Below are 16642 nucleotides of genomic sequence, written 5' to 3' on the forward strand. Positions count from 1 at the left end.
GATCGCTGCCACGAAAGCCTTGCCAATTCCATAGCGGCGCTGGCAGGCCCCTGCGCAATGACGCATTTTTCATTCGATATCGTCGGTTTCGACCTCGACGGCACCCTGCTCGACACCAGCGGCGATCTCGCCGCCGCGGTCAATCATGCGCTCGCCTCGGTCGACCGGCCCCCGCTCGACGTCGAGCAGGTCAAGCCGATGATCGGCGGTGGCGCGCGTCACATGCTGAAGCAGGGCCTGACCGCGACCGGCGGCTATGACGAGGCGATGCTCGACCCGCTGCACGCCACGCTGCTCGCTTATTACGAGGCCCATATCTGCGTGCTGACCAAGCCCTATCCGGGCGCGATCGACGCGCTCGACGCGCTGGCGGCGCGGGGCGTGACACTCGGGATCGTGACCAACAAGGTCGAGCGGTTCGCGCGGATCGTGCTGGGCGAACTCGGACTGACCGAGCGGTTCGCCTGCATCCTCGGCGGCGATACGCTGCCCGAGTCGAAGCCATCGCCGATGCCGATCCATGCGATGGTGAAGCTGTGTCGTGAACATGGCGGCGGCGGTAACGGTGGCGGGCGCGCCGCGTTCGTCGGCGATTCGATCTTCGACATCAAGGCCGGGCAAGCCGCGGGACTGCCGACGATCGCGTGCAGCTTCGGCTTCCTGATGCAGCCGGTCGCGGAGCTCGGCGCCGACGCGGTGATCGACGGTTACGACGAATTGCTGCCGACGCTGGACCGGCTCGGCGCATGAACCGGACCGGCCTCACGCGTATCGCGCTGGTCGTGGCCGTGATCTTCGCGGTGACGATGGCGCTGCTGCCGAAGCCGCCGCACCTGCCGATCGACCAGTTCGGCGACAAGGTCGGGCATATGCTCGCCTTTGCGACGATCGCCTTGCTGGCGGCGCTGTCGTTTCCGACCGCGCGGCTGTTCCGGATCGGCGAACGCCTGTCGTTTCTCGGGGCGATGATCGAGGTGTTGCAGTCGATCCCGTCGCTGCACCGCGATTGCGATATCCAGGACTGGATCGCCGACACGCTGGCGATCGCGGTGGTGTTGCTGGTCGTCTGGTCGGTCCGCCGCGGGCGTGGTGCGCGGTTGAACTAGGCCTTCCGCCACTTCGTCCAAAGGTGGCGGGCGAGCATCGCGGGGGGCATCCGCAACCCGTGCGAGCGGATGTAGAAACCGAACCGGGTCAGCGGGCGGATCGGCCGGCCCCAGCCGTCTCGCGCGGTCAGGCGGCGGACATAGAGGCGATCGATACCGCGCGCGATGCCGTCACCGAACACCGCGTCGACCAGCCGGAGCGATCGCGCCACTTCGCGGTGCAAGCCGTGGTGGCGCGCGGCCGCGGCCAGCCCGGCGGTGCCGAACGCGTCGACCAGACAGCGAATGTCCCAGAGATTGCGCAGGCCGCCGGCAAGGTCTCCATCGGCGAACAGATGCGCTGCGGCGTGGATGATCATCCCGGTGGGGGATAGCGTGCGCAGGCCGTTCTCGAGCGCAACGCTATCGGTGATCAGCGCCTCTGCGTCGGGCGTGATCCGCGCGGTCAACGGCAGGATGGTGTGGTGGACGTCGATCATCCGGTCGCGCTCGCGGTGGATCAGCGGCGGCAGCTCGTGCATCCAGCGGCGATAATAGACGTCGTCATACGGATCGGGCTTCACCCATTCCCACCCCGCCGCGAGGAGCGCCGCCTCGACCGCGTCGAGCGATGCGCGCGGCACCAGGATATCCAGATCGCCGATCGACCGCCCCTGCCCCGCCGCCATCCCGGCCGCGACGAACGCAGTCCCCTTCAGCAGCACGACCGGGCAATCGAGCCCGGCGAGCGCGCGCCGTGCCATCTCCGCCTCCCACAGCGCCGCCCGGCGCCCGTGCGCCGCCGCCGCCCGAGCATCGGCAAGGATCGCCTTCACCGCACCCGGCATCGGCAAGCCGTCGACCCGTAGCGCCAACGTGCCGATCAGCTGTTCCGCACGCGCCATCGTCAGCAACGCGGTCCAGCCGTCCGCGTCGAGCCCGGCGACCCGCGCAGGGTCGGCCAGCGTGCGCGCCAAGATGCGCGCGTCGGTCACAGATCCGCCCATAGCGCCTCGACCTGTTCGATCGCGCGCGTACCGTCGGGATAGTCCACCGCGATCGACGGCACCGCGGCGATCAGCCCGGTCAACGCGCGAAAGCCCGCCTCGCCGAGCGACACATAGTTGGTCGAGGCCTGCGTCATCCGCACGAACGCCTCGCCGGGCGGGACCGACCGCGCCTCGGACTCGAAGCCATAGCGCGGGAAGACCAGCAACGCCGGCCGCGCGGGGACGTCCATTGCCGCGATCGCGCGCGCATCGGGGACCATGTGGCGGATGTCGCCCTTCGGCGTCGCACGCAACAGCGGCCCCATCCTTGCGTCGGGCGCTGCCGCCTCGGCCGCGCTGATCGCCGCGTTCTTCAGGCTGATCAGCCGGGGAAATGCATGGACCTGCGCCGTCACCGGATCGAGCAGCACGAACTCGTCCCCCATGAACCGCCAGCCCCGCGCCGCGAGCAGCGTCGCCAGCGTCGACTTGCCCGCCCCCGAAACGCCGGTCATCAACAGTGCCCGGCCATCGCGCTCGACCGCCGAGGCGTGCAGCAACAGATACCGCCGCGCGCCCAAGGCCATCTGCAGGTTCATCGCCATTTCGGCGGCGAGCAGGCCTTGGCGCAGCGGCAACGGCGCGGCTTCGGGCAGCATGTAGTCACCGCCGATTTCGACCGAGGGGCGGAGAAAGCGCCGCCAGGGTCGACGCGCGAACAGACGGACGGTGAAGTCGGGCACGCCGTCCAACGGCTTGGGATAGTCGCGGTACAGCGTCTCGAGCTCCGCGATCGGTGCGCGCCAGTCCGCGCCGATCCGGAAGCCGACCGGACCGATCCGCACGGAAAACGCGTGTCTCATACGCGCTCGACCAGCCCCGCCTCCATCAGTTCGTCGAGCCGCGCCGTCAGGGCCTCGCGGGTGCCGTCGGCGAGGTCATAATCCCGCCCGAGCCGGTCGAGCAGCGCATCGAGCGACCACGCGCCCGCCTGCACCGCAACCAGGATCTGCGGCGCGGGTTCGGTCAGCAGATGCGTGATCCCCGACGCACGGTTATAGACCGCGGTGAACTCGTCGAGCGGCGCGATCAGCAGGCCGTCGCTCGGCGGTGCGCGATAGACCGCATCCTCCACGGCCTCAGCCGCGCGGCATCTGCAACGATGCGAAGCACGTGAAGCCGCCCTGGCCGCGCTGCAACCGGCGAATATATTTGACGTAGGCACGGCTACGCTCCGAATCGGTACCGGGCAGCGTGCTGCCATTCGCCATCGCGCGCTTGACCTCCTCGCCCTTGAACGGACGCGGTGACGACGGGAACGCCCCGCGCGTCCGGGCGGGGACGACCCTGCCGTCCGCATCGATATAGCTGCCCGCGCGGCTTGCATCGGGGACGGGAATCTCGCAGTTCAGCACCGATCCTGCGGTCTGCGCGAGCGCGGGCCGGATCGACATCACCGCGCCGGCCGTCACCGCACCGAGCGCGAGCACGCGCCGCCGCGACGGCACGCCGGTCTGCGCTGTGGTGTCCGAACCATCTGCCGGGCTCTGCTTGGATCGCGTGTCGTCGCTCATGATGCCCCTGCTATACCGCAGCCCTTTCATAATCCTGAAGCGCTGACAATATAGCCGCGCCGATCGTACCGAACTAGGACGAACGCGCGCAATGCCTTCCGCGCCCTGGAGATCACAATGCTGTCGGGATTTGGCCTGCGTACCTTCTGGGCGATCGTCGTCGTCATCGTCGCGGCGATCGCGGTGTTCGCGATCACCCGCGATATCCAGGGCGCGATCGTCGCGGTGGTCGGCGGGATCGCCGCCGCGCTGGTCGCCGCGGGCACCGGCGACGAGGATGCGCCCCCCGACGACGCCGCGCTTACCGCGCCAGCGGTGCTCGACGACGTGCTCGATGCGATCGTCGCGCCGGTGCTGCTGGTGCACGACGGACGGGTGACGCTGGCCAATCGCGCGGCCAGGACGCTGCTTGGCACGCATATCCTGGGCGAGGACGCGCGGGTCGCGATCCGCCATCCCGCCGCCGCCGAGCGGCTGGGCACGCCCGGGCCGATTGACGGCGAACGCCCGATCGAACTCGTCGGACTCGGCACGCGAGACCAGCGCTGGGAAATGCGGCTGAGCGAGGCGTCGGACGGGCAGCGGATCGTCCATCTGGTCGACCAGACCGGAAATTACGCCGCCGAGCGGATGCGGATCGACTTCGTCGCCAATGCCAGCCACGAATTGCGGACGCCGCTCGCGTCGATCCTCGGCTTCATCGAGACGCTGCGGGACGAGGCGGGAGAGGACGCCGAGGTCCGCGCGCGCTTCCTGAAGGTGATGGATGACGAGGCGCGGCGGATGCAGCGACTGGTCGAGGACCTGATCTCGCTGTCGCGCATCGAGGCGGAGAAATTCCGCCTGCCCGACCAGGCGGTCGATCTTGCGCAGTTGGTCGAGGACACCTGCGAGGAACTCGCCGACGCGGCGGGCGATCGTGGGCAGGATCTGATGGCGACGATCGATTCGGCGTTGCCGGCGGTATCGGGGGATCGCGTCCAGCTGTCGCAGATGCTCCACAACCTGATCGGCAACGCGATGAAATACGGTCGCGCGGGGACGCCGGTGACGATCGCGCTGAAACGCGACGATGCCGGCATGATCCGCCTGTCGATCCGCGACGAGGGCGACGGGATCGCGGCGGTCCACATCCCGCGACTGACCGAGCGCTTCTATCGCGCCGACGCGGGACGCAGCCGCTCGCTCGGTGGCACCGGCCTCGGTCTTGCGATCGTCAAGCATATCGTCGAGCGGCACCGCGGGCGGCTCGACATCGCCAGCCAGGTGGGAGTTGGCACCACCGTCTCGGTGATCCTGCCACCGAGCGGCGGCGCGACAAAAGGCGGTGTCATAAAAGGGTAACGCGACTGTCACACAGGATCGCCTTAAGTACCGCTAAGGCCGGTGCATGGCGGGAATTCTGGTGCAGCGGATCGTTCTTCTAGGGGTGTTGGGGGCGGTGTCGGGCGCGCTTGCCGCGTGCGTCGATCAGGCGAACGGCGGCGGCGCAGGGTCGCGCGACCAGATCACCGCGGTCGGATCGTCGACCGTCTATCCGTTCACGACGATGATCGCCGAGCAGCTCGTCGCCAACGATCCCGATGCCAAGGCGCCGGTGATCGAATCGACGGGCACCGGCGCGGGGATGAAGCTGTTCTGCGCCGGGATCGGTGCCGCGCATCCCGATATCGAGGACGCGTCGCGCCGAATGAAGGCGAGCGAGTATAAGGACTGCGCCGCCAACGGCGTGCGCGACGTGATGGAAATCCAGGTCGGAATCGACGGCATCGCGTTCGCCGAGGCGAAGAACGGCCCGAAGATGCAGCTCACGCCGACCGATCTCTACAAGGCGCTCGCCGCCAGTCCGGGTGGCAAGACGAATACCGCGCGGGTCTGGCGCGACGTCAACCCGTCGCTGCCCGCGGTGCCGATCCAGGTCTACGGGCCACCGGCCACGAGCGGGACGCGCGATGCGCTCGCCGAGCTGATCCTGACCAAGGGGTGCGAGGATAGCGATCCTTCGGCGAAGGCGCTCGCGAAGTCCGATGCGGAGGCGCACAAGGCGTTGTGCACGCGCGTCCGCGAGGACGGCGTGTATGTGGACGCGGGCGAGAACGACAATCTGATCGTGCAGAAATTGCAGTCGAATCCCAATGCGATCGGCGTGTTCGGCTACAGCTATCTCGAAGAGAATAAGGACGCGGTGAACGGCGTGTCGATCTCGGGGGTCGCGCCGACCTATGCGACGATCGCCGACAACGCGTATCCCGGGTCCCGGCCGCTTTATATCTATGTGAAGAAGGCGCATCTGACCGCGATACCGGGCTTGCGCAATCTGCTGAAACTGTACGCGGCGAACTGGGGCACGACCGGACCGCTGGTGAAGCGCGGGTTGATCGCGGCGCCGGCCGATATCCAGGCGCGCTCGGCCGCGATCATCGCGAACGAGACGGTGCTCGATCCGGCGGTGCTGAAGTGACGCGGTCTCTCCCTCCTCTCCCCTCCTTGGTTCCCCCGCGGACGCGGGGGCCCAGGAGCCGCGTGAGCCATCGGCACTTAGCTGGGCCCCCGCGTCCGCGGGGGAACGGGCGTGGGGTGAAGATCTCGCGTACTACGACCACCACCCCGGCGAAGGCCGGGGTCCAATTGGGCGACCTTCGATTGGCTCACGCTGCGCGCGCTTATTTCGACCTTCCCATTTGGGCCCCGGCCTCCGCCGGAGTGGATGAAATGGGGGGCAACGCCTGATGTCGGCCATCGCGCTCCTCTTCCTCGTCCTCGGTCTTGGCCTGATCGGCTGGCTCACCGCGCGCGTCCGCGCCACGCGCTTCCGCGCCGGCAGCACCGCGCGGTTCAGTTCGCTGCCCTCGCATCATGGCTGGTACGTCGCGCTGTGGACGGCGATCCCGCCGCTCGTCTTCCTTGCGGTCTGGTCGATGACCGCGCCCGCGCTGGTCACCGATGCGGTGCTCGCCACCCCCGCCGCGGTGCAGCTTCCCGCCCCGGGCTTCGATCGCGCGTCGATCCTGTCGGAGGCGCGCAGCCTCGCCGAGGGGCGCAGCTTTGGCGCGTTCCACGCGCTCTCGCAGACGCTGGCCCCCGCCTATGCCGCCGCGCAGACGCGCTACGACTGGATCGCGACCGCGCTTGCATTGCTGCTCGCCTTCGCCGGCGGCGCGTTCGCGTTTACGCGGGTCCGGCCCGGTTTCGGGGCGCGCACGCAGGTCGAGCGCGTCGTGATGCTGCTGCTGCTCGGCGCGTCGCTGATCGCGATCCTGACCACGGTCGGCATCGTCGGCTCGCTGCTGTACGAATCCGCGCGGTTCTTCTCGGTCGTGCCGATCACCGATTTCCTGTTCGGCACGCACTGGAGCCCGCAGGTCATCGACGGCCGCGATCCGGGCGCGTCGCTCGGCGCGGTGCCGCTGTTCTGGGGGACGTTCTTCATCGGGGCGGTGATCGCGATGATCGTCGCCATTCCGTTCGGGCTGATGAGCGCGATCTACCTCACCCAATATGCCGCGCCGACCACGCGCAAATGGATGAAGCCGATCCTCGAGATGCTCGCGGGCGTCCCGACCGTCGTCTACGGCTATTTCGCCGCGCTCACCGTCGCCCCCGCGGTGCGTGATTTCGCGGTGTCGATCGGGATCAGCTGGGCCTCGTCCGAGAGCGCGCTCGCCGCCGGCCTCGTGATGGGAATCATGATCATCCCGTTCGTGTCGTCGATGGCGGACGATTCGATCGCAGCGGTCCCGTCGTCGATGCGCGACGGGAGCCTCGCGATGGGCGCGACCTCGTCCGAGACGATCCGCCGCGTCCTGCTGCCCGCCGCGCTGCCCGGCGTCGTCGGCGGCGTGTTGCTCGCGGTATCGCGCGCGATCGGCGAGACGATGATCGTCGTCATGGCCGCGAGCGGCGTGGCCACGCTCACGCTCAACCCGTTCGCCAGCACCACCACCGTCACCAAGCAGATCGTCGACCTGCTGACCGGCGAGGCCGAGTTCGACAGCCCCAAGACGCTCGCCGCGTTCGCGCTGGGTCTGACGCTGTTCGTGGTCACGCTCCTTCTCAACATCGTCGCGCTGCGCGTCGTGAAACGGTACCGCGAAGCCTATGAGTGATACGCTCGTGCCCCAGAGTCCTACGACGAACGCCGAGCCGGTGCGCCGCGTCCCGACCGACTGGACGACGCAGGCGATGCAGTCGCGGATCCGCCGCCGCTATGCGTCGGAGCGCCGCTTCCGCTTCGCCGGGCTCGCTGCCGTGTGGCTGTCCGCGGCATTCCTCGCCTATCTGCTGTTCTCGATGGTGAGCCAGGGCGCGAGCGGCTTCGTCGAGACGCGCGTGTCGCTCCCGGTCGATCTCGCCGCCGCCAAACTGCCGATCGAACCCGCCCGCCTCGCCGGACGCGGGGCCGATCTCGCGCTCGCCGGCGCGGGTCTCGAGGGCACCGTCGACCTCGCCGCTACCAAGGCCTTCGGCAAGGACGGCACCGATCTTCTGTCCGACGGCGCCTGGGCGGTGGTCCGCGACGCGATCAAGGCCGATCCGTCGCTGCTCCAGCGCAGGACGGTGTTCGACGTCCCCGTCTCCAGCCCGATCGACGTCGCCGCCAAGGGCAACGGCACGCGCGACGCCGAAGCCGTCGTCGCGCGGTTGAAAGCGAAAGGCGTGCTGACGCGCGGCTTCAACGCCGGCTTCCTGACCGCGGCGGACTCGACCGACGCCACGCGCGTCGGGATCTGGGGGGCGTTCAAGGGATCGCTGCTGACGATGGTCGTCACGCTGCTGCTCGCCTTCCCGATCGGCGTGCTGTCCGCGCTGTATCTCGAGGAATATGCGCCCAAGAACCGCTGGACCGACCTGATCGAGGTGTCGATCAACAACCTCGCCGCGGTCCCCTCGATCATCTTCGGGCTGCTGGGGCTGGCGGTGTTCCTCGGCACGTTCGGGATGCCGCGCTCGGCGCCGATCGTCGGGGGGCTGACGCTGGCGCTGATGACGATGCCGGTGATCGTCATCGCCGGCCGCAACGCGATCAAGAGCGTGCCGCCGTCGATCCGCGACGCCGCGCTCGGCATCGGCGCGTCGCCCGTCCAGGTCGTGTTCCACCACGTCCTGCCGCTCGCGCTGCCCGGCATCCTCACGGGGACGATCATCGGCATGGCGCGCGCGCTGGGCGAGACCGCGCCGTTGCTGATGATCGGCATGCGCGCGTTCATCGCCGCCCCGCCCTCGGGCCTCGACGACCCGGCGACCGTGCTGCCCGTCCAGATCTTCCTGTGGTCCGATCAGGTCAGCCGCGGCTTCGTCGAGAAGACGTCCGCCGCGATCATCGTCCTGCTCGTCTTCCTGCTCGCGATGAACGGCGTCGCGATCTACCTCCGCAACCGATTCGAGACCCGCTGGTGATGCCAAAACCCATGAAAGCCCCCGTCCTGAAGATGACGGCGCGCAACGTCTCAGTCGCGTACGGCAGCAAGATCGCGATCAACGACGTCTCGATCGACGTCGACCAGGACGAGGTCGTCGCGTTCATCGGCCCGTCGGGCTGCGGCAAGTCGACCTTCCTGCGCACGCTCAACCGCATGAACGACACCGTCGCCAGCGCGCGCGTGACCGGCGAGATCAAGCTCGACGGGCAGGATATCTATTCGCCCGACATGGATGTGGTGCAGCTCCGCGCCCGCGTCGGCATGGTGTTCCAGAAGCCCAACCCCTTCCCCAAGTCGATCTACGAGAACGTCGCTTACGGCCCGCGCATCCACGGGCTGGCGGGTGCGAAGGCGGATCTCGACCGGATCGTCGAGAAGTCGCTGCGCCGCGCCGGGCTGTGGGACGAGGTCAAGGATCGGTTGAGCGACAGCGGCACCGCGCTGTCGGGCGGCCAGCAGCAGCGGCTGTGCATCGCGCGCGCGATCGCGGTCGACCCCGAGGTCATCCTGATGGACGAGCCGTGCAGCGCGCTCGACCCGATCGCGACCGCCAAGATCGAGGAGCTGATCCACGAACTGCGCGGCCGCTATGCGATGGTGATCGTCACGCACAACATGCAGCAGGCCGCGCGCGTCAGCCAGAAGACCGCGTTCTTCCACCTCGGCACGCTGGTCGAATACGGCAACACCTCCGACATCTTCACCAATCCCCGCGAAGAGCGGACCAAGGATTACATCACCGGCCGGTACGGCTGAGTGGGAGACCTCGCATGAACACGCATACGGTCAAGGCCTTCGACAACGATATCGGCGAGCTGCGCGGGTTGATCTCGCAGATGGGCGGGCTCGCCGAGGACGCGATCGACAAAGCGATGCAGGCGCTGCAACGCAACGACATCGCGCTCGCCGAGCAGGTACGCGCTGCCGACAAGCAGATCGACGTGATCGAGGCGGAGGTCGAGCGGCTTGCGGTGCGGATCATCGCGCTGCGCGCGCCGATGGCGGTCGATCTTCGCGAGGTGGTTGCCGCGCTGAAGATCGCGGGCGTCGTCGAGCGGATCGGCGATTACGCCAAGAACATCGCCAAGCGCGTGCCGATGATCGATGGCGAGCACCGGATCGAGCCGATCTCGATCCTGCCCGCGATGGGCCGGATGGCGAGCGAGATGGTCCACGACGTACTCGACGCGTTCGCCAAGCGCGATGCCGAAGAAGCGGTGCGGGTGGTCGAGAGCGACGCTGCACTGGACGATTTCTACGACAGCATCTTCCGCACGCTCGTCACCTATATGGTCGAGAACCCCCGGACGATCGGGCAGGTCGCGCATCTGTTGTTCGTCGCCAAGAATCTCGAGCGGATCGGCGACCATGCCACCAACGTCGCCGAGATGGTCTATTTCGCCGCGACCGGCACGCAGATGGTCGATCGCGAACGCGGCATAAAGAAGGAGCAGGCATAATGGCACGCGCGAAGATGCTGCTGGTCGAGGACGATGCCGCCCTCGCCGAACTGCTGGTCTGGCATTTCAAGCGCGAGGATTTCGAGATCGCGCACACCCCCGATGGCGAGGAGGCGTTGCTGCTCGCCAAGGAGAAGGTGCCCGACATCGTCCTGCTCGACTGGATGGTCGAGGGGTTGTCGGGGATCGAGGTCTGCCGTCGCCTGCGCCGCGCGCCCGAGACGCAGAACGTGCCGATCATCATGCTCACCGCGCGGGGTGAGGAAGAAGACCGCGTCCGCGGGCTCGAGACCGGCGCCGACGACTACGTCACCAAGCCCTTCTCGCCACGCGAACTCGTCGCCCGCGTCGGCGCGGTCCTGCGCCGCGTCCGCCCCGCACTCGCGGGCGAAGCGCTGAGCTATGCCGACATCGAGATGGACACGGTCGGCCACAAGGTCCGCCGCTCGGGAGAGGTCGTCTCGCTTGGACCGACCGAGTTCCGGCTGTTGAAGCATTTCCTCGAGCATCCCGGCTGGGTGTTCTCACGCGAACGGCTGCTCGATGCGGTGTGGGGGCATGATTCGGATATCGAGAGCCGCACCGTCGACGTGCATATCCGCCGGCTGCGCAAGGCGATCAACGTCGGCGAGCGTCCGGACATCATCCGCACCGTCCGTTCGGCAGGCTATTCGCTCGATACGGGGGGATAAGGACTCTGTCCCGCGGTGGGGCGAATGGAATCGGATGCGAAACGAAGGACCCAAGCGCGACTTAGTGCGTTCAGACGTCGCGCTACCAAAATGGTGCACCCATTTAGGAGATTCCTATGAAGTCCATCCTTCTCGCCGCTGCCGCTCTTCTCGCGTCGCCCGTGATCGCCCAGACGACGCCGCCGGCAGACCCCGCCGCGCAGACCGCGCCGGCCGATCCCGCGATGCAGACGGCACCGGCGGACCAGACCGCCCCCGCGGATCCCGCAGCCCCCGCCGATCCGGCGATGGCCGCACCGGCAGATCCGGCAGCAGCCCCCGCGCCCATGGCAGGCGCTCCGATGGCAGGCGCGCCGATGGCGCCCGGCGCCGGCCGGGTCACCTTCGGTCAGCCGACCGTAACGCCGCCGACCCCGGCACCTGCCGAGTATCCGGTGTGCTCGAAGACGGTCAAGGACGGCTGCCGTAACCGCGGCGGCAAGTAACTGACGTCGATGCAGGCGGCGGACGATCCGCCGCTTGCACGGCCAGCTTTACGTTCTAGGAAAGGCGCTCCAACGATAAGAGAGGAGCGCCTTTTCCATGTCCGGAAACTTTGGGTCCATTCGCTTTGATGACAAGGTGGCGATCGTCACCGGCGCAGGCGGCGGTCTCGGTCGCGAATATGCGCTCGAACTCGCCCGCCGCGGCGCGAAGGTGGTCGTCAACGATCTCGGCGGTTCGCGCGACGGCACCGGTCATTCCGACGCCGCGCTGAAGGTCGTCGAGGAGATCGAAGCTGCCGGCGGCACCGCGATGGCGAACGGCGGCAGCGTCACCGATTATGACCAGATGGTCGAGATGGTCGCCAAGGCGTCCGAGGCCTGGGGCGGCGTCCACGTCCTCATCAACAACGCTGGCGTCCTGCGCGACAAGAGCTTCGCCAAGATGGAGCCCGCCGACTTCAAGTTCGTCGTCGACGTCCATCTCAACGGCTCGGCCAACGCCACAAAGGCGGTGTGGGAAACGATGCGCGCGCAGAATTACGGCCGCATCCTGATGACCGCGTCGTCGACCGGTCTCTACGGCAATTTCGGCCAGGCAAACTACGGCGCGGCCAAGCTCGGCCTTGCGGGCCTGACCAAGACGCTCGCGATCGAGGGCGCGAAGACCAACATCAGGGTCAACACGATCGCCCCGACCGCGGGCACGCGGATGACGCAGGACATCTTCCCCGAAGAGGCGTTCAAGGCGTTCTCCCCCGACAAGGTCGCGCCTGCGGCGGTGTTCCTCGTCTCGGAGGATGCGCCCACCAACATGATCGTCGGCGCCGGCGCGGGCGTGTTCCAGGCGGCGTATGTGACGCTGACGCAAGGCGCGCTGTTGACCGGCGACGACCTGTCGGTCGAGGGTATCGCAGCACATTGGGACGCGATCATCGACCGCACGGGCGAGATCGTACCGCAGTCTGGCTCCGAACAATCGATGAGCATTCTGGCAAAGCTGCAGGGGCGGTAGGACTGATCGAGCGGACGTCGTCGTATCGAACGACCACGGGGCGGTCATCAGGCCGATAGGCGCGATGACTGCCCCGGACGTCACCGGACGTCACCGGCCATCGCCCGGCCCCATCGCCCGGCCCCATCGCCCGGCCATCGCCTGGACGTCTAGCGCGCGTAGGGATCGTTCAACGCGGCGAGCCAGCCCGCCGCCGGCGGCGTGACCGTGTCGCCGGCACCGCGGCGCAGTCGCGCGCGCGCAACGTCGATCGCCTTGTGAAACTTCAATCCCGCGAGTCCGCCCCGCACCCATACCACGTCGGCCGCGGCAGACTGGACCTGGCCGATCGCCACGACGACCACGCTGCCCACCGCCAGCCCGTCCGGCTGGACGATGCAGAGTCCGGTTTCGGAAATATTGGTGACCCGGTGACTATCGGCGTCGGTCCGATCGAGCCGGAACAGATCGGCCTTGAGCATCACGCTCGTCCGCGTGGCGCGCGATAGGGGAACGGCCCGGTCCATATTCCACTCGTCCATTACGAATGGGCGCAATCGCGCGTTGCGCCGTTCGACGCAACATCATCGGATAAAAACATCAAGGCCTAACGACAACGTCTCCGTCGTCCCATCGGAGCGGCGGCGTTCTTGCTCGTCCGTACGCCGCTCCACCGGAGATTGCCGCTAGGCCAGTTCGCAGTCAGGCGACTGGTTGCCGGTTACCCTCGATCACCGCGTGCCATCGCCGCGCAGCGGCGCGACCGCATCCTTGCCGAATTTCATGATCAGGTCGCCAATCTCGCGGGCCTGGCTCATGCTGCGCTGGCTCTGTTCGCGTAAATAATCGCCCTGGATTTTCATGACCTGCGTCAGGTCCTTCGCGCCCGCCGCCTCGCGCATCGCCGCGAATGCCTCGCGCGTGTTCTGCTCGGCCTGGTCGATCATCGCCTTGCCGATCGTCGCGCCACCCTCGGCGATCTTGCCGCCCGATTCTTTCATCGCCTCGCCGGCGCGCTTGGCCGGTTCGACGACCTTTTCCGAAAACGCGTCTCGGGCCTTATCGGCGCCCGCGCGCATCTGATCGGTTGCAGCTTTCGCCTGCTCCGCGCCCTGATCCATCGCGGTCTTGATGTCGTCTGCCATGCGCTCGCTCCTGTACGGGAAAAAAGGTGACGCCGGTTTCAACCGGTGCCGGCGCCATTGGTTGCATGGTCGCAAGGCGGCACGCCCCACCGTCAATCGAACCGCGTGATTGCGCCGTCGTCACGGGCGAGGACTCGGCGTCGATAGACGTCGATCCGCTTGCGCCCCAACGGCATCCGAGCAGCCACACGATATTCGCGCGCAACGAACGCGCGCGCCGCCGCGCGGATATCGGTGCGCTCGCCCGCATAGGGCGGCCCCATCACGACGACGGCCGGCGCTTTGGCGAATATCCTGCGCAGCTCGGCCATCTGGTCGACACCGATCGCGCCGGTTTCGCGATCACGCGTCAGGTGACTGGGGAAAACATAGCGCGAAACCGCGCACCGCCCAGTCGCCGGGTACAGCATGCTCGATGACGAATAGACGTAAAGGCACCCCGGGCCGCGGCCGACGGCACGGACCAGGGCCGCGAACTGGGCAGGCGTGCCGCGCCGTTGGCGGTCGATCACCAACGACGCTTGGCCAGCGAGCGCGGCAATCGCGATCAGCGCGATCCCGATGCCGCGTCCACGGGGACGACTGAGCCACCCGGCGGCCATGACTGCGGCTGGGAGCATGACGGGAAGCGTGTAGTGATCGGTCCAGGGCGGCAGCATCGCGAACGCCAGCAGCGCAGCCAGCAACCATCCTGTCAGGAAACTCCGCGCCCCCGCGACCCGCTCGGTCGCCACCCCGCGCGCGCCCGCCGCCATTGCGAGCAACGGCAGGAGGATCGCGGTCGCCTTGGCAAGGTTGGCGAGTTGCTCGTGGCGCGGATCGCCGTTGCGGGCGAAGATCGATTCAAAATTTGCAAACACGAAGGCGGGGAGTTCACCCACCCATGCATATGCGGCCATCGCGCCGATCGTGGGCAGAAGGGCGATGCCGGCCAGCATGATGCCACGACCGATCACCCGGCCGATCTTTCGTCCTTTGACCCAATCGCCGAACATCAGCCACAGTCCGAAGACGACGCCCTCCAGCGCGGCCGTGTATTTGATCTGGATCGCAACGCCGACGAGCAGCATCGCCATCGCCCCACGCCGCATCGTGGCGCTGCCGCGGTCGACGATCAGCAGCGCGGCGAACGCCATCGCCAGATTGTAGAAGACGGGTGACTGGCCACCTTGGCCACCCGCGACGGTGATCCAGGCAAGATAGGCGACCGCCGCCAGCATACTGCCGCGCGCCCAGCCGGCGGCGTCGGCCAGTCGCGTTATGATCAGCGCCGTGGCGGCGGCGCTGGCGAGCGCCATGGCCTGATACAGCCAGATGCCCCACGCCCCCGGCAACGCTGCGGGGACCGCGTAGATGAGGAACAAGCCGATCGGCTTGCGATCCCATAGGTCGACGAACGGCAAGGCGCCGTTGGTCATGGCCCGCGCTGCCGCGAAGTAGAATTCCTCATCGGTGTAGAGGATGGGATTGCCGACCGTGACGAGCCGCGTTGCCACGGCGACGGCGATGATGATCAGGGTACGCCATGCCATGGTCGGGGGCGCCCCGCCTGCCTCGGCAGTGGCTGAGATGTCTCGCATGCAAGGCTTTCCGATACGGGTTCAGCATAGGCGCACGACGGCCGGGTGCTGCGGGCCGCCTGCCTACGCACTTTTGTCCGGGAGGGTTAGCGGGTTCGCCGGCGCAGATCGCGGCGCACGGCGCGATCGCCCGGCCGGGAGTTAGGCATGATACGCCCGATACCAGCGTACAAACGCGGCGACCCCGTCCTGTACCGGCGTCGTCGGCGTATAGCCCGTCAGCGCACGCAGCAACGACGGGTCGGCATAGGTCCGCGGCACGTCGCCGGGCTGCATCGCCATCATATTGCGGTGCGCCTTGCGTCCCAGCGACGCCTCGATCGTCTCGATGAACTCCATCAACGGCGTCGGCGTGCCGCCCGCGATGTTGACGACGCGGAACGGCGCCACCTTCGACAGCGTGTCGACCGCCGCGACGCGGTTGCTCTCGGCCGGGATCACGCCTGCCAGCCGCACGATCGCCTCGACCAGATCCTCGACATAGGTGAAGTCGCGCGCCATCTCCCCCTGCCCGTACACGTCGATCGGCCGCCCGTTCAGGATCGCGTCGGTGAACTTGAACAGCGCCATGTCGGGCCGCCCCCACGGCCCATAGACGGTGAAGAACCGGAACATCGTCATCGGCAGGCCGAAGAGGTGCGACTGGCTGAACGCCATCGCCTCCATCGCCTTCTTGGTCGCGGCGTACAGGCTGAGCGGTTCGTCGGCGCGATCCAGTTCGCGAAACGGCATGCTCTCGTTGGCGCCATAGACCGACGACGTCGATGCCATCAGCAGATGCTTGCAGCCGACCGCCCTGGCGATGTCGAGCACGTTCCACGAGCCGATCAGGTTGCTGTCGACATAGGTCCGCGGCGCCTCGATCGAATAGCGCACGCCGGCCTGCGCGGCGAGATGGACGATCACGTCGGGCGTCGCGAGATCGGCGGCGGCGGCTAGCGCGTCGCGGTCCTCGAGCATCCCCGTGACAAGCGTGAACGTCGGATGTCGGCGAAGCAGATCGACCCGCGCGTCCTTCAGCCGGACATCGTAATACGCGGTCATCCCATCGAATCCGACGACGTCATGGCCGTCCTGCAGCAACCGCGACGCCAGATGGAAGCCGACAAAGCCCGCGGCGCCGGTGATCATGTATCGCGTCATTCTCACTCCAGTGCCGATCGGGGCGAGCGCCGCGACATCGCCTCGCACCGACCCGAATTCTTACAACTCGCCGGGCCG

At 67.7% G+C, this 16642-nt stretch carries 19 protein-coding genes; 11 read left to right on the plus strand and 8 right to left on the minus strand.

What is annotated here, in order from left to right:
* Positions 1-57: 57 nt before the first annotated feature.
* Both ASF00_RS01235 and ASF00_RS01240 read left to right on the plus strand, forming a co-directional pair.
* Positions 58-750, plus strand: a complete 693-nt coding sequence (locus tag ASF00_RS01235; RefSeq protein ID WP_055873014.1) for an HAD-IA family hydrolase — start codon at positions 58-60, stop codon at positions 748-750.
* Positions 747-1106: a hypothetical protein gene (locus tag ASF00_RS01240; protein WP_055873017.1), complete on the plus strand. Its 360-nt coding sequence runs from the start codon at positions 747-749 to the stop codon at positions 1104-1106. Before ASF00_RS01235 ends, ASF00_RS01240 begins: the two co-directional genes overlap by 4 nt.
* On the opposite strand, the gene ASF00_RS01245 is transcribed toward ASF00_RS01240, so the two are convergent.
* The 4 genes from ASF00_RS01245 to ASF00_RS01260 are packed head-to-tail and all read right to left on the minus strand — an operon-like array spanning position 1103 to position 3648.
* On the minus strand, positions 1103-2092 hold the full coding sequence (locus ASF00_RS01245; protein ID WP_055873020.1) for a nucleotidyltransferase domain-containing protein: 990 nt from the start codon (positions 2090-2092) through the stop codon (positions 1103-1105). The two genes, ASF00_RS01240 and ASF00_RS01245, sit on opposite strands and share 4 nt — an antisense overlap.
* Positions 2077-2937, minus strand: coding sequence for an HprK-related kinase A (locus ASF00_RS01250; RefSeq protein WP_055873023.1), 861 nt, complete (start codon positions 2935-2937; stop codon positions 2077-2079). Before ASF00_RS01250 ends, ASF00_RS01245 begins: the two co-directional genes overlap by 16 nt.
* Positions 2934-3209: an HPr-rel-A system PqqD family peptide chaperone gene (locus ASF00_RS01255; protein WP_055873025.1), complete on the minus strand. Its 276-nt coding sequence runs from the start codon at positions 3207-3209 to the stop codon at positions 2934-2936. The genes ASF00_RS01250 and ASF00_RS01255 overlap by 4 nt, the downstream gene beginning before the upstream one ends.
* A 4-nt stretch (positions 3210-3213) precedes the next feature.
* Positions 3214-3648, minus strand: coding sequence for a hypothetical protein (locus ASF00_RS01260; RefSeq protein WP_055873028.1), 435 nt, complete (start codon positions 3646-3648; stop codon positions 3214-3216).
* A 117-nt stretch (positions 3649-3765) separates the two neighbouring features.
* On the opposite strand from ASF00_RS01260, the gene ASF00_RS01265 reads away from it, so the two are divergent.
* The 9 genes from ASF00_RS01265 (at position 3766) to ASF00_RS01305 (ending at position 12717) form a co-directional block, all read left to right on the plus strand.
* On the plus strand, positions 3766-4992 hold the full coding sequence (locus ASF00_RS01265) for an ATP-binding protein (RefSeq protein WP_055873032.1): 1227 nt from the start codon (positions 3766-3768) through the stop codon (positions 4990-4992).
* A 46-nt stretch (positions 4993-5038) separates the two neighbouring features.
* Complete coding sequence (locus ASF00_RS01270; protein ID WP_055873033.1) at positions 5039-6109, plus strand: substrate-binding domain-containing protein; 1071 nt, start codon at positions 5039-5041, stop codon at positions 6107-6109.
* A gap of 268 nt (positions 6110-6377) precedes the next feature.
* A complete protein-coding gene (pstC, locus tag ASF00_RS01275; protein WP_055873035.1) occupies positions 6378-7754 on the plus strand; it encodes a phosphate ABC transporter permease subunit PstC in 1377 nt (458 codons plus the stop codon).
* Positions 7747-9045: a phosphate ABC transporter permease PstA gene (gene pstA, locus ASF00_RS01280; RefSeq protein WP_055873037.1), complete on the plus strand. Its 1299-nt coding sequence runs from the start codon at positions 7747-7749 to the stop codon at positions 9043-9045. Before pstC ends, pstA begins: the two co-directional genes overlap by 8 nt.
* A gap of 11 nt (positions 9046-9056) precedes the next feature.
* Positions 9057-9824, plus strand: a complete 768-nt coding sequence (gene pstB, locus ASF00_RS01285) for a phosphate ABC transporter ATP-binding protein PstB (protein ID WP_234422594.1) — start codon at positions 9057-9059, stop codon at positions 9822-9824.
* A 14-nt stretch (positions 9825-9838) separates the two neighbouring features.
* Complete coding sequence (gene phoU, locus ASF00_RS01290; protein WP_055873040.1) at positions 9839-10528, plus strand: phosphate signaling complex protein PhoU; 690 nt, start codon at positions 9839-9841, stop codon at positions 10526-10528.
* Positions 10528-11220, plus strand: a complete 693-nt coding sequence (gene phoB, locus ASF00_RS01295) for a phosphate regulon transcriptional regulator PhoB (protein WP_055873047.1) — start codon at positions 10528-10530, stop codon at positions 11218-11220. The genes phoU and phoB overlap by 1 nt, the downstream gene beginning before the upstream one ends.
* Positions 11221-11336: 116 nt before the next feature.
* Positions 11337-11705, plus strand: a complete 369-nt coding sequence (locus ASF00_RS01300) for a hypothetical protein (RefSeq protein ID WP_055873050.1) — start codon at positions 11337-11339, stop codon at positions 11703-11705.
* A 97-nt stretch (positions 11706-11802) separates the two neighbouring features.
* Positions 11803-12717, plus strand: coding sequence for an SDR family NAD(P)-dependent oxidoreductase (locus ASF00_RS01305; RefSeq protein WP_055873052.1), 915 nt, complete (start codon positions 11803-11805; stop codon positions 12715-12717).
* Positions 12718-12866: 149 nt separating this feature from the next.
* Here ASF00_RS01305 and ASF00_RS01310 read toward each other — a convergent pair whose 3' ends face one another.
* The 4 genes from ASF00_RS01310 to ASF00_RS01325 all read right to left on the minus strand — a co-directional run bounded on the left by ASF00_RS01310 (position 12867) and on the right by ASF00_RS01325 (position 16564).
* The gene (locus ASF00_RS01310; RefSeq protein WP_055873056.1) at positions 12867-13238 is read right to left on the minus strand and encodes a PilZ domain-containing protein; all 372 of its coding nucleotides are present in this window, start codon (positions 13236-13238) and stop codon (positions 12867-12869) included.
* 189 nt (positions 13239-13427) lie between these two features.
* Positions 13428-13841 carry a phasin family protein gene (locus ASF00_RS01315; RefSeq protein ID WP_055873059.1) on the minus strand — a complete coding sequence of 138 codons (414 nt, stop codon included), beginning with the start codon at positions 13839-13841 and terminating at the stop codon, positions 13428-13430.
* A gap of 92 nt (positions 13842-13933) precedes the next feature.
* A complete protein-coding gene (locus tag ASF00_RS01320; RefSeq protein ID WP_055875190.1) occupies positions 13934-15373 on the minus strand; it encodes a hypothetical protein in 1440 nt (479 codons plus the stop codon).
* Positions 15374-15562: 189 nt separating this feature from the next.
* Complete coding sequence (locus ASF00_RS01325) at positions 15563-16564, minus strand: NAD-dependent epimerase/dehydratase family protein (RefSeq protein ID WP_055873061.1); 1002 nt, start codon at positions 16562-16564, stop codon at positions 15563-15565.
* Between the last annotated feature and the right edge of the window lie 78 nt (positions 16565-16642).

It is taken from the genome of Sphingomonas sp. Leaf34 (assembly GCF_001421805.1).
In the GTDB taxonomy this organism is placed as follows: Bacteria; Pseudomonadota; Alphaproteobacteria; order Sphingomonadales; family Sphingomonadaceae; genus Sphingomonas.